Below are 13,935 nucleotides of genomic sequence, written 5' to 3'. Positions count from 1 at the left end.
GAAAATAGAGATATGTAAATGTTTTTTTAGAAAGCCGAAAATGTCGGCACACATTGCTGCTAAATGTGCAAATAAAATGTATTGTCATCGAGTTTTGATATATTGCTTTATTGAAAACTGCAGTTGTCAAAGAAAAATATGAAGCTAAAAAAAACTTTAAAGAGATATTTGCTTACCTTTGTCACCAGATTCTACAAAAAAACTATATATCAGACAATAATTATAACTCAATTATGAACCAAAAGAAACTTCTTGTGTGTGCTGTGCTCTCTATGGGTAGCTTTCTTTGTGCGCACGCTCAAGACCAAGTAGTGAAGTTGACCACGAGTAAAGGCTCTGGAACAACACTAACTTTGGTTGTCAATCGTTCCGCCCGTAATGTGAAGGTGGACTGGGGCGATGGAACCCCCGTTGCCTATGAAGTAGCGAACACTCCGTTACAAACTCTGACGGGAACAGTGAAAGGCCAAACAATTACGCTGACAAGTGGCGGTCAGTTGACCACACTTATTTGTGAGGAACAAGAGCTGACGGCGCTTGATGTAACTGGAGCAAAATCTCTTCAGTCACTTTATTGTCAGAACAACCGCTTGGCAACTCTTGACGTTACTCGCTTGAGTAAACTGACAGACATCGATGTTAGCGGAAATCAGATTTCAGCTCTGACATTGAGTGAGGGTAAGAATCCGCTTTTGGAAAATGTGAATCTTGCTAATAATGGAATGCAACGTTTGAACAATGGCGGTAATTTTATTATTCGTGCAGCCTCTTTGCAGCATATCAATGTGAGTGGCAATAAGTTTACGGGTATCTATGTAACTTCTAATGTGAACTTAGATGCTTTGCAGTGTACTGGTAATAAGTTTACTCGTCTTGACCTTAGTCGTGTTGGCGCATTGACTACTCTTGTTGCTAACGACAATAATCTTTCTAACATCACCATGACCTCTTCTACTGGACTTCCAGAACTTCGCCAACTCATTCTTGATAATAACGAGTTGGCAACATTGGATGTTCGTCAGAGTAGCCATCTTTATGATTTGTCGGTGTCCAATAACAATATGTCAAATCTGGTTATTCCTTCTATTAAATTAGGTTCGATGAACTGCGGAGGAAATGCACTGTCATTCCGCTCTCTACCGGTTGCACGTTTCCAGCCAGCTACAGGCTACTTTGCCTATACCCCGCAGGCCGATTTGGATATCACAAGCAAATTGAAGAAAGCAGATAATGGCGCATATTATGTTGAGCAAAATGTAGAAGGCTATAGCGCGCAGAATAATACTAAATATATTTTGAATCTTACTGACTACCGTAAGGATAGTGGTGGTGCCAATACCGTAAATTTTACTTTCTACTCTGAGGATGAGTCCGGCAATGTAACGGAGCTAGAGAAAGCATCAGCAGCTAAGCGCGATTTGGATTATACAGCTAGTAGCGGTAAGTTTACCTTTATGACGCCCAAGAAAAAAGTCTATGCTATTCTTACGCAGCGCGACTATCCAGGGTTGAACATCAAAACTACTGTTTTTGCGGTGGGTAAGGATCAAGCTACAGGTATTGCTACAATTCAGACCTCAACGGATGCTTCAACTGTTATCTACGACTTGCAGGGCCGCCGTGTAGCTACACCAGAAAATGGTACCTTGTATATTATCAATGGAAAGAAAGTGTTATACAATAAATAAAGGAGAGCAGTAATGAAGAATATACGAAAGATAATGTTGACAGGTTTTGCTGCACTAAGTCTTTTAGCAGCAATTCCTTCCGTCGCTCAGAGTACTCTGCCTACGGGGGCTCTTCCAATGATTGTGACTCCTCACAATCAGACACTCAATTATAAGGAGCGCACTTTGTGCTTCGATATCACAGCCAATGTTGACTATACCGCGACAAGTGATGCAGCTTGGGCCACTGTAACAAAGAGCCAGAATGGTATCTATGTACATGTGGATCAGAACTATTATGGTGAGAGTCGTACAGCTAATATAACTTTCAAAAGCGCGACTACAGATCTTAGCCAAGTGCTGAAGCTGACACAGCAGGCAGATGCTAGTGCAAACGAACTTCCGCAAGATCCTGTTATTCGCCCAACAAATGTTACGGCCAATAATTCTATGTCGGGTCATTCCGCAAATCTGACTCTCGATAAGGATTATGCTTCTATTTGGCATACTGCCTGGGGAGCAGGTGGCTTTAATGTTACCGAATCAAATCCAGCTGTTTTGACTTATTCCTTCTCGGGCAACAATCAGATTGATTATATCAATTATGTTCCTCGTCAGGATAGCCAAACGAACGGTTCTTTTGAGAAGGTGCAAGTGTTGATTCGTCTTCAAGGTGAAAGTGCTTTCACTCTATACAAGACGTTTAACTGGTCTGGTGATAACTCAGTTAAGCAAATCTCCTTTGAAACTCCACTCAAGAACGTTGTGCAGATTCAGTTTCGCGTATTGTCTGGCGCAGGCGATTTTGCAAGTTGTGCTGAAATGGAGTTCCGTCAGCGTACTTCAATGTCAGCTTTTGATATCTTTACCGATGATCTCTATGCGTCTTTGAAACCAGGTGTAACAGAAGCTCAAATTGATACGATTAGTGTACCTCTGATTCGTGCTCTGGCTCATCAGCTTTACAATGGTACTTATTCAACAAAATATCGCGTAGCAGAATATCCTTGTTATAATTCTCCACGCTATTATAGCAAGCTTTGGAATGCTCCAGGTAAGTATTATGACCAACTTTCTGGCGTAACAGGTATCAATATCCCTTCTGGCTCAACTACAGCAGTAGTTGTGCGCGGTATACCAAGTGGTATGAATGTTACGTTGAAGGTTGTTGCATGGTACGAAGGAAAAGATGGCGGTAATTTTGATGGTGGTAACCCTATTACTTCTACTTTTGCTCTCAACAATGGTATCAATGTCATTAACTACACTTTTGGCTATGATGGTTTGGCTTATATCTGCTACACGGCAGAGGGCAACTCTTCTGATTATGCCCCAATAAAGGCTCACTTTATCAATGGTCAAGTTAATGGCTATTTGAGTCCGGAGAAGACGAACGAAGAAATGCACGCACTGACAGGAAATGCAAAGAATATTTGTATGGATGTTGTTGGCAAACATGTTCACTCTGTCTGGACCTCTAAGGGGTTGCACAATTATTGTAAGTCAACAGATGGTACTAGTATAGGCTATCGTCAGTATATGAATGTACTTGATACACTCATTACTTGGGAGCAACGTTTGTTGGGCTTTGAGAAATACAATTCTCTGCCTAATCTCCGCACTATGGCTTATTCGAACTATACCTATTATATGTTCCAAGGCGGTTTCGGTGTAAGTTTCCACCACACTCAAGAGCGCCGCGTGCTTAATTGTAGAACGCTTGTCTACAATGATGAAGATGCAATTTGGGGACTCTCTCATGAGTGGGGACATCAGCACCAGATGTTGCCCTACTTCAACTGGGCTGGTATGTCGGAGGTCAGCAACAATATGAACTCCTATTACAATGTGATGCACATGGGCTATCCCTATGATCGTGAAGGTCAGTTCCGTAATTGGATCAACTTTGCCAATAATGTTGTTCTGAACGATAATGCTTATGCTAGCGAGAGAAAAGTCAGTGAGCATCGTCGTCAGGCGTTCTTACATCAAGACGAAGTAAACTGGAATGCAGAATTGCAGGATTTCACAAGAACAACGGGGGCCGACTCTGTTATTACGGCTTGCAGCGTAGACGCTACGCGCGGTTGGGCATTGCAGGATTTGGGCGTAAACCATGCGCTTGCTCCGCTTGTTGACCTCTACAATTATTTCTCTGAGAATGGTTTCCCTGATATTGCTCCGGATTGGTATGAAAGTCTGCGCCAGTCTGACAATGCAGAAGGTTCTAAGATAGAGAAGCAGAATGGTCTTGACAAATATGAATTGTTGGCGTCTGCTCAAAATGGAAGTAATGTGAAATGGAATGCGTATAAGACAGCTTATCCCACATCGGTTTGGACAACCCATAATTTTGTAGTTCCATCTCGCGGTTGGTATAGTAACAGTGTGCCATTTATTTTCAACTACATCCGCAAGGTGAGCCGTTTGACAGGCTATAATCTTACGCCGTTCTTTGAAAAGTGGGGCTTCCTACGTCAGGTAAGTATGCGTGTGGGCGACTATGGTGATAAATGGTATATCCTCATACCGTCTATGTATGATGAATTTGTTCAGGATATGGATGCTCTCGGTTTGCAGGAATGCAATGCAGAAATGATTCGGACAATTTCTACTTATAGAGGTAAGCGCTTTGCGCGCCCTACATTTCCTAACTAAATAGTTTGAATATATTTATAGTTTATCCCCGGCTTTCAGAGTCGGGGATTTTTATTTTTAGTCGTGGCTGTTTTCAGTGTCTTCGCAGATAGTTCAGAATTGAGATTTTCCTTATTGTATCTGCGAATACAATAAGGATGTCAGCTGATATCCTTATTGCATTTTGAAATGCTATAAGGGTATTTTTATACGCTTTTGTAGGGTGTGAAATTTTGGCTTTGTTATATCTGAAAACTGGAGAGAAACGAAAGGTGATATGTACTGTTTTTTATCTAACTTCGCAATATGGAAGTAATATTGTATATAATAATAGGTGTGGCACTTGGAATGGCCATTGCCTATGTGCTACTTCAGAAAAGACTGATGCAGCTAAATTTAGAACTGAGGCAGAAAGCGACAGAGCTCCATCTGCTTCGTGAACAAACAGATAAGGAGGCTAAGTTGCGAGCAGAGAAGCTAACAGAACAGATGAATGCCACAAAAGAGCAAATGACTAATTTGGCGCAACAACTGTTAGAGCGAAATGCGGAAAAACTGAAGTCGGAAAATACAGAATCAATTGGACAGATCACTCAACCTTTGAAAGAAGCCATTGGAGAGATGCGGCGAGAACTTACTCAAAACCGTGAAATATCAGCCGCTAATTCGGCTACATTTCAAGAACAACTCCGACAGATGCTTGAGAGTAACGAGCGAGTGGGGGAGAAAGCTGCGAATTTGACTCAAGCTTTGCGTGGAGACAATAAGGCACAGGGAAATTGGGGAGAGGTGATTCTCGGTAATTTACTCTCATGTCAGGGACTGCGCGAAGGGATTGATTATGATTTACAAACTCGCTTACGTGATGATTTGGGCCAAGATCTAAAAAATATCGATACCGGTGCATCAATGCAACCCGATGCAATTTTACATTATCCTCACGAACAAGATGTTATTATAGATGCAAAAGTTTCGCTCAAAGCTTATGACGACTATGTGAATGCACAGAGCGAAGAAAGACGAACTGTTGCATTGACGGCCCATGTAAGGAGCATACGTGATCAGTATCAACGTTTATCTAAGAAAGATTATAGTAGCTATGTTCAGGCTCCTCGCAAGTCTATAGACTTTGTGGTGATGTTCGTTCCTAATGAGAGTGCGTTGCAGCTAGCGTTGACTGCTGATCCCCAATTATGGTATGATGCTTTCGACCATAAAGTGTTGATTGCCGGAGAGTTGAATCTAATGGCGATATTGCGTATTATTCAGATTGTTTGGCGGCAATATCAGCAAGCAGAGAATCAGCAGCGAGTTTTCCATATAGCTGAAGAATTGTTGGACAGATTGGGTGATTTCTTGAAGCGTTATCAGAAACTAGGAGATACTTTGCGCAATTCGCTAAAAGTATACGAAGAAGCTGAGAAAAAAGTTTTTTCAGGTCGACAGAGTGTTGTTCGAAAAGGTAACGAACTGAAGGCTCTCGGTGCGAAGGAGAATCCGAATCGTCCCATACCTTCAGAGCGTCAGGATATAGAGTTACTGGAGCAAGATGAGGAGTAGTTTTAGCATCTTTCCTTTTTACATATAGACGAAATAGAAGCACTATTCACTCATTGTGGATAGTGCTTCTGTCTTATAATAGTGCATCAATCTACTTCATTAGTTGATTGTTTTCATCAGGGAAAACAACGGAAGGTTTGTGAGCTTTAGCTTCTTCAGATGTGAAGCCGGCATAGCACATAATAATAACAATATCGCCAACTTGAAACTTGCGGGCGGCAGCTCCATTCAGACAGATACAGCCGCTTTTACGCGGGCCTGGGATGACGTATGTTTCGATACGTTCCCCATTATTGTTGTTAACTACGTGTACGTGTTCATTTGGCAGAATACCTGCAGCATCCATCAAATCTTCATCGATGGTGATACTGCCCATATAGTGGAGGTTGGCCTCTGTAACTGTGGCACAATGTATCTTTGCTTTCAGCAGATTTAGAACCATAAGAATTATCCTTTATATTTAATATTATCAATCAGACGGATTGGTTTTTTGCCACAATACACTGTGATGCAACCTTGAATTTCAGTGGCATCAGTCCATGCTGTTACGTTTTGCAGCGTACAGGCATTGACAATTTCAAAGTACTCTACATCCAGCCCGTTTAGCGCATTGAGTGTGTTAACAACAAAATCGTGCGTTTCTTTTACACTATGGTTTTGTGCATAGTCGACACTGATAAAGAGAATTCTAGATATGTTTACCGCCAACTTTCGTTCCTCGTCTGTTAACAAGGTATTACGACTGCTCAAAGCTAATCCATTTTCTTCGCGAACAATAGGGCAGGGGCAAAGTTCTACAGGGATATGGAGTTCTTCAATCATTGCACGAACAACAGCTATTTGCTGGAAGTCTTTCTCTCCAAAATAAGCGCGATGAGGTTTCACCATATCAAATAGCTTACTTACTATCTGGCACACTCCATTGAAATGGCCAGGGCGGCGCGGACCTTCCATTACGCTTGTAATAGGCGGATAGTCGAAATAGCGAGTGTCGGGCTCAGGATAAATTTCTTCGGCATTTGGGGCGAAGACATAATCTGCGCCGATTCTTTCCAATAGTTGTGCATCGGCTTCCAGTGTGCGCGGGTAGTTAGCTAAATCGTTTTTATCGTTGAATTGTGTGGGATTAACAAAAATACTAACAACGGTAATGTCATTTTCCTTAACAGATCGGCTGACTAACGAGGCATGGCCAGCGTGTAAAGCTCCCATCGTGGGGACAAAACCAATGGTCTTGTCTGCGGTGCGCTCTTGTTCAAGGAAGTCCGTAAGTTCTTTTACGGTTTCTGCAATATACATCTTTAATTTGTGTTTGGAGTTGTGGCATTCTTTGAGAAATGCCCTGAAATTTCGAGGCGTAAAATTAAGGTAAACTGATAGAAAAAACAAATTCACCCATTCTAAACGTACTCAAAGTGGTGAGAAATAAGGAAATTGCGATTTAGAGTACTCATTTTTCGGTTTTTTTGTACCTTTGCACCTAAATTAAGTTGAAGGCTAGGACATATTCCTTTATTTCAGAGATATGTTCTTTCATATTACAAAACTAAATGAAAGCAGATAAAGTTTTATTTATCACCCAAGAGATTACCCCGTATGTTCCAGAGACTCAGATGGCACGCATGGGGAGAAAGCTCCCTCAATTAGTACAAGAATCAGGTCGTCAGATTCGGACATTTATGCCTAGATGGGGGAACATCAACGAGCGTCGCAATATGTTGCACGAGGTGATCCGCCTTTCGGGGATGAATATTATAATCGACGATACAGATCATACGCTTGTAATAAAAGTTGCCTCTATTCAGCAGGCACGTATGCAGGTCTACTTTATCGACAACGATGATTATTTCCAAAATCGTGGTATGTTAACTGATGAGGATGGTACAGAATATCCTGACAACATCGAACGCGCAATTTTCTATGCTCGAGGCGTGCTTGAGACTGTTAAGAAATTGCGTTGGATTCCCGATGTTATTCATTGCCATGGTTGGATTTCTGCCGTTGCACCATTGTTGATAAAAACAGCTTATCACGATGAACCTGCTTTTCAAGACACAAAAGTGGTGTTCTCTGTGTATGGTGAAACGCCGAAGAATAATCCTGCTGCTAATTTCCGTGAATGTTTGAAGTTCCGTAATATTGATGATCAATTATTGGACAATACAAACATTGATTTCTCTAGCCCAGATGCTTTAGCACAATTAGCTGTGACTTTCAGTGATGGCCTTATTCAGACGGAAGAAGGAGTAGCAGTGGAAACACTAGACTTTGCCCGTAAAATTGGAAAGCCTATTCTTGAATATCCTGGCGAACCTACAAGTGAAGCCTATACTGCTTTCTACGAAACGCTTTAATTGGATAGACAATTATATAGTACGAGTTTAGCGAATTTGTGTCAAGAAGTTCTTTTATTTCTCAGACAAAATTCGCTAAATTCGTGATATTTCGTTAAACAAATCTTGTTGATTTATTTGAATTCTTTATCTTCGCAGATAATAATGAAGCAGATTTTTTTATTGTGCTGAGCGCAGAATCTGTAGTCTAAAATAGCTAAATACATATCAATGAAGTATACAGCCCCCCTATTGGCTTTTGCTCTTGCCGGAGCACTTGCATCTTGCAGCGACGATACGGCAACGTTGGGTACAGGTGTTTTGCCAGGCTTTGACAAGATTGCCACATCGCAGGCTACCTATAGTGTAACATCGCGTTCGGTTAAGATGGATTCCGTATTGGCCAATACGAGTACTTGTTATTTGGGTTCAATAGTAGATCCAGAAAGCCATGCTACAACTTCTTGCAATTTCTTGGCTCAATATCATATGCGAGAAAATTACTCGTTTCCTGCCAAGAATCGTATGGTGAGTGTAGATTCTTGTAATATTCGTCTCTACTTTAGAACCTATTATGGCGACTCTCTGACAACAATGAAGCTCTATGTCCAAGAATTGGATACGAACAAGATAATGAGAGAGGGAACGCACTATTATACGACGATAGATCCCGGGCAGTATGTGAGTACTACAAGTCCTTATCAAAAGACGATCACCTATAGTATCCGTGATTTGACGGGGCGTGACTTGCGTACAAGTGCAGACTCTTTTAAGGGTAGTGTTGTCGTGAGACTACCGAAGGAGTATGCGCAATACATTGTCGATAAGTATTACGAAAATCCGGCATACTTCAAAAACTCTTATAGCTTTATTCATCATGTTTGTCCAGGCTTTTATTTTAAGACGAGTGATGGGGTGGGCTCTATGCTGAAAGTAGAAACGAGCTATTTGAATCTGTATTTCCGCTATCTTCAGAAGACTGCTGCAGGAAAAGATAGTATTTGTAGTGGACAGGAATCAATGGCTGCTACGGAAGAAGTAATCCAAAATACGTATGTCGATAATCAGTTGCCCCCCTCAATGCTTAATGCTGCCAATGAGTATTCTTATGTGAAATCTCCAGTTGGCATCTATACAGAGGTGGAATTGCCGGTTGATGATATTGTAGCAGGAAATCACTATACCGATTCTATCAATCAAGCAAAAATCACTTTCCGTTGTTTAGATAATCCCACTTCTGGAAATTATGCGCTGACGAAATCGTCAACACTTATTTTGTTGCCGATTTCTGAGATGTATTCATTCTTTGAAACAAAGACGCTGCCAGATAACCTAACAAGTTATACGGCAGATTATAATTCAGACTACAACTCATATGTCTTTAATAATATTGGACAGTTAATTTCGTCAATGAAGCGTGCCAGAGATAAAGGTGCAGGTGTTATTATTGGTGAATCTGAGGCAAGTCGTAAAGCTAAATATGCTGCTTGGGAATCAGCTAACCCTAGATGGAATAAAGTAGCACTTCTGCCTGTGAGTTCAGAATATACCTCTGTGAAGAATAATTTGACGGGAAAAAATACCCGTCAGCTTCTCCGAGTGAGAAATGAATTAGGTCTGTCGAGCGTTAAATTGCAAGGAGGCCCAACAGGTAATAATCTGTCAATTTCTGTTGTTTATACAAAATTCGAAAAATAAGACTACAGCCTCCTCTTTTTGAGGAGGCTTTTTTATTGCAATAAATGAAAGCACTACTCTTTGCTGCGGGGCGTGGAACTCGCTTAAAGCCTCTGACAGATTCTATGCCAAAAGCCTTAGTTCCTGTTGCTGGTAAACCTCTTTTATGGCATACATTGACTCGTCTACGCGAGGCGGGTGCTACAGAAGTTGTTGTAAATGTACATCACTTTGGTGAACAAATCATTAGTTATTTGGATAAGCACGATTTTGGAATTCCTGTTCATGTGAGTGATGAACGTGAAGAACTTCTTGATACAGGAGGAGGATTGCGTCAAGCAATGAAACTTTTTACGCCCAATGATAATCCCATATTGATTCATAATGTGGATATTCTTAGCAATGCTCCTTTGCGTGAGTTTTATGAGGCAAATAAAGATGCAGATGCAGCACTGATGGTTAGTGAGCGAGTAACGAATCGTTATTTACTTTTTGATGACAATAATTATTTGTGTGCTTGGACCAATCTTCAGACAGGAGAAGTGCGAACGCCTTTCCAAAATTTGGATATTGCCTCTTTACATCGCTATGCTTTTAGTGGTATTCATTTAGTGTCTCCTAGATTGCTTTCTTTTTTGGAAGAGTTTCCAAAGATTTTTCCTATTATGAATTTCTATTTGCAGACTTGCGACCAACTGTCGTTTCGAGGAGTTTTTACTCCCCCCCTCCGTCTGCTTGATGTTGGTAAACAGGATACACTGAAGGAAGCAGAAGATTTTCTTCTTACGCTTTGATGTAAAAAACTATACACCTCTTATAAATAAACTGTCTGGTAGAACGATAAACTTTTATTTCGTTGTCTACCAGACAGTAATGTTTTATGAGGGGAACTCTTTATTCTTTCTTAGCGTCCAATAACGGGAGGTGATAGTAGTTGAGGCTGACCACCAATAATAGAGAACGCTTCTTTTCCGAAGTATTCTCTTGTTTGTGCTTGTGCAGCAGTAGGTCGCGGCAGGTGTGCTTGATCAAATTTTACAAAGTCCTCAAAGTTGTAAGTCCATGATTCGCCCAAAGCTGTGGACATTACACGCTTATATATTGCTTCTCGTGATGGAGCATTGAAGCCATGACGATTGTGAAACATCATGCTATCATCTGTCGGACGCCATCCTCCATGAAGATATCCTAAGGCTCCTTCGTAGATGCCTAGTTTCTCACCGAAGAAATCTCTTGATTGGTAGTTTTTGTTGGCTAGGATATGATTCCAGGGTGTTTTAGTAGCAGAGAAAGAGATGTTGTTTGCCCATCCATACTTTTTCTGCAATTCACTGTATTTGTTAACTTGAGAAAGAGGAATACTCGAATTATTTGATTCATAGGCATATTCATCAAGTAATTTGGCTAAGCCATGTCCTAAAGTTTCGTGGCATAGAACTGCGCGGTAGGTTTCACATTTAGCATCATTATTGATGAGCGGTACATAGGCAATGGCAAAATTGCTCATTTCTCCTTCGAAAGAAATGCCAAAGTGGGTTGTTCCTGCATGTTGTGGCGTATTAAGGATAACAGCAGTAACTACTTCATGTAGTCTACTTGCTGTTTGGAATTCTTCAATATTCCTCAAAGCTGCCACTACCTTGTCAAAATTACCAGTTATAAGCGAACTTCCATTTCCTTGAATCTCACAATCGAGAGCTGTTTTATAATTTGCACCGAATGCGTTGTTTTGAGAAACAAGGGTAACTTGCCATACATCGAAGTATTCGCGAAGCGATTTTACAGGTTCTTCAGTAAAGAGGTTCTCCATTGATTGATTCATAATCTCATCGTAACGGCCAGAGTTTATTTCACGATCCACGAAGCCATCTCCCATGAGAACAATAGGAATGCCTGCTCCTTTGGTATGTCTCTGTAATTGTTTTATGGAATTATTACGAGAAAAGTCCGTGGAAGTTTCAACTGGTAAACCTTCTTGTACAATGTTGAAAAATCCTGAAGTAATATATACTTCGTCGTGGTTATTGGGATTTACGATGCGAATATAGAAAGTTGCAGTTCTTTTCTCATGCGTTTCGTTGGGTTCAATGGAGAATTGGTATTCACTCTCTTCTAAGCTTTCATTTACCTCGCTTGTCTTACTCCCTACGTTGGCATCTTTTTTTGCTTTAATCCACGTCGGTTTGGCAGATTGCGAAACAAATAAAAGTTTATATCCGCGTATATTTGAAGAAAATTTTACACTCAAATCTCCACCTTTAATACCAACATTATAAACCTGCTGTTCTAAGTTGATAACATCGGCCTTTTCTTGAGAAAATTTAATCTGAGAGCTTCCACTTGTGGAGGTTAGGAGTAAGATGCCTTCACGAACTTTCCCTGTATTATTATATGACTTTGCAATGATTTTTAATTGCTGATTGCCTGCAGAGCCCGTCATGGGCGATATGGTTGCCCAATCTACGTTTACGCTTGCTTTCCAAGATTCTGGACAAGAGAAACTTACTTCTTTTTTACTGTTTTTCTCGACGGCCAGTCTTAAGGAAGCTTCTGGTGTCTTTATCGTAAAAGGAGATACTTCATTACCATTATTTTCCGATGAGCAAGCAACCAGCAAGAAAATACTGAGCATTGCCAGCATCCGACTAATCTTGGCTTTCATATTATGTCAAAAATTAAAGCCGTTCCAGTATATTGAAGGTTATAATTGGTATTATTTTCAGAGCTGGAACGGCTATTGTTATATTGTTTATTTAGAAGGCGCGGTTAAGTCCAAACGCTTGATTTCTGTTGTTTGAAGTCCATCATCACTCATTCCGATGACTATTGCATGGTACTTTTTACCAGCAGTAATATTTTGGTCACCACTGATTCCTGTTTCTGTATTGGAAATAGTTTGTTCTCCTGAGTGAAGCAGTTTGGAGGCTCCCCAATTGTAGTTTCTTACTATACCCATTTTTTCAGCATCGCCCATGCGTCCCATCAAGAGGTTGAAGTCGCTGCCACCATAATTCTTTTCAACGTACTCATCCTCTACGAAAGTTACGAAATACTTTTCGGTATTGGAGGAGGGAATAACTTTGATTACAGAGACAACCTTACCATCTTTGAGAGTTTGGCTGACAGAAGTTACATTGAAAGTCATTTGGCTAGTAGCCTTCCACTCTGGGGTAGTAAATTTTACTTTTACAAATGGAGTAATAAGTACAACAGGATTCTTGGGATTTTCCTTAGATTGGAATTTACATCCGTAAGAGTAGAATATATATGTTTTTCCTGGACTCAGAATTCGAGTCTTCCAAGAGTGATTACCCTTTTGGCATGCACTCTCCATTTTAGCATACCAGGGTACGAAAGGAGGTGGGACAGCCTTATAGAATGCAAAGTCATAATTGGCTATAAAGGCAGAGTCAGATTCGTGTTTTGCGTATTTATCCCAATCTGTCTGAGCTGTTTGATAGGGTATATTAGGATCTGAAGGAGTAACATTGAATGTAGCTCCACGATAGTTGAGTTCTGTTACTTCCATCTTGAAAGGAGAAGTTGATGTTGTGACTACTGCACTAACTGTTTTTGATTCCAACTGTGGAGACTTCGCAGAAAGACTGAATGTGTATTTTGTATCAAAAGAGAGGAGAATATCCTTACTTCCAATAATTTCGGCACTTGTTTTTTGGGTCTCTCCCTTAACGACTGTAGTTTTTACTCCATCAACTTCTGTTGAAAGTTCATAGACATAAGCCGTTGCATTTTTTACTTCTGTCCATGAGAAGCTCAATTTGATGGGGTTGTCATCTGTTTGTTCATGTTGCACAATCTCAGGAGCTGCCAACGAAGGTTTCTCTGTTTCATCGCTGCACGATACAATTCCCATGAGAATTACGCTCATGAGCAACATCCATTTCATTAGATTCGTTTTCATAGGTTTTTTGTTTGGTGAATACTAAGAATCTTTAATCATTATTTGGATTTTACAATGATGGCTGCAAATCTAAAATTTTCTTTGTATTTTACCAAATAAGTTTGATCTTTATTTTCTTATGCTACGCTAAAGGAGAAGT

10 protein-coding genes are annotated in these 13,935 nt (G+C 40.5%); 6 read left to right on the top strand and 4 right to left on the bottom strand.

What is annotated here, in order from left to right; genetic code table 11:
• The first annotated feature begins 233 nt into the window (after nt 1-233).
• The 3 genes from FHS60_RS08930 to FHS60_RS08920 all read left to right on the top strand — a co-directional run bounded on the left by FHS60_RS08930 (nt 234) and on the right by FHS60_RS08920 (nt 5,864).
• Nucleotides 234-1,688 carry a leucine-rich repeat domain-containing protein gene (locus tag FHS60_RS08930; protein ID WP_183697774.1) on the top strand — a complete coding sequence of 485 codons (1,455 nt, stop codon included), beginning with the start codon at nt 234-236 and terminating at the stop codon, nt 1,686-1,688.
• A gap of 12 nt (nt 1,689-1,700) precedes the next feature.
• Nucleotides 1,701-4,325, top strand: a complete 2,625-nt coding sequence (locus FHS60_RS08925; protein ID WP_183697772.1) for a M60 family metallopeptidase — start codon at nt 1,701-1,703, stop codon at nt 4,323-4,325.
• A gap of 285 nt (nt 4,326-4,610) precedes the next feature.
• Nucleotides 4,611-5,864: a DNA recombination protein RmuC gene (locus FHS60_RS08920; protein WP_183697770.1), complete on the top strand. Its 1,254-nt coding sequence runs from the start codon at nt 4,611-4,613 to the stop codon at nt 5,862-5,864.
• Between the two features lie 91 nt (nt 5,865-5,955).
• On the opposite strand, the gene panD is transcribed toward FHS60_RS08920, so the two are convergent.
• Nucleotides 5,956-6,306 carry an aspartate 1-decarboxylase gene (gene panD, locus FHS60_RS08915; RefSeq protein WP_183697768.1) on the bottom strand — a complete coding sequence of 117 codons (351 nt, stop codon included), beginning with the start codon at nt 6,304-6,306 and terminating at the stop codon, nt 5,956-5,958.
• 5 nt (nt 6,307-6,311) lie between these two features.
• Entirely contained in the window at nt 6,312-7,163 is an 852-nt protein-coding gene (panC, locus tag FHS60_RS08910; RefSeq protein WP_183697766.1) for a pantoate--beta-alanine ligase, read from the bottom strand.
• Nucleotides 7,164-7,414: 251 nt separating this feature from the next.
• Here panC and FHS60_RS08905 point away from each other — a divergent pair, with 251 nt between their 5' ends.
• The 3 genes from FHS60_RS08905 (at nt 7,415) to FHS60_RS08895 (ending at nt 10,668) form a co-directional block, all read left to right on the top strand.
• Entirely contained in the window at nt 7,415-8,218 is an 804-nt protein-coding gene (locus FHS60_RS08905; protein WP_183697764.1) for a glycogen/starch synthase, read from the top strand.
• A 210-nt stretch (nt 8,219-8,428) separates the two neighbouring features.
• Complete coding sequence (locus FHS60_RS08900; protein WP_183697762.1) at nt 8,429-9,895, top strand: DUF4270 domain-containing protein; 1,467 nt, start codon at nt 8,429-8,431, stop codon at nt 9,893-9,895.
• Nucleotides 9,896-9,939: 44 nt separating this feature from the next.
• Nucleotides 9,940-10,668 carry a nucleotidyltransferase family protein gene (locus tag FHS60_RS08895; protein WP_183697760.1) on the top strand — a complete coding sequence of 243 codons (729 nt, stop codon included), beginning with the start codon at nt 9,940-9,942 and terminating at the stop codon, nt 10,666-10,668.
• Between the two features lie 110 nt (nt 10,669-10,778).
• Here FHS60_RS08895 and FHS60_RS08890 read toward each other — a convergent pair whose 3' ends face one another.
• Together FHS60_RS08890 and FHS60_RS08885 are read right to left on the bottom strand one after the other, a co-directional pair.
• Entirely contained in the window at nt 10,779-12,536 is a 1,758-nt protein-coding gene (locus tag FHS60_RS08890) for a M64 family metallopeptidase (protein ID WP_183697758.1), read from the bottom strand.
• Between the two features lie 87 nt (nt 12,537-12,623).
• The gene (locus tag FHS60_RS08885) at nt 12,624-13,796 is read right to left on the bottom strand and encodes a hypothetical protein (RefSeq protein WP_009348188.1); all 1,173 of its coding nucleotides are present in this window, start codon (nt 13,794-13,796) and stop codon (nt 12,624-12,626) included.
• Nucleotides 13,797-13,935: the final 139 nt, after the last annotated feature.

It is taken from the genome of Alloprevotella rava (assembly GCF_014195585.1).
Classification (GTDB): domain Bacteria; phylum Bacteroidota; class Bacteroidia; order Bacteroidales; family Bacteroidaceae; genus Alloprevotella; species Alloprevotella rava.
Note: the sequence above shows the minus strand (reverse complement) of the source record. Positions and strands in the feature narration are given on the sequence as shown.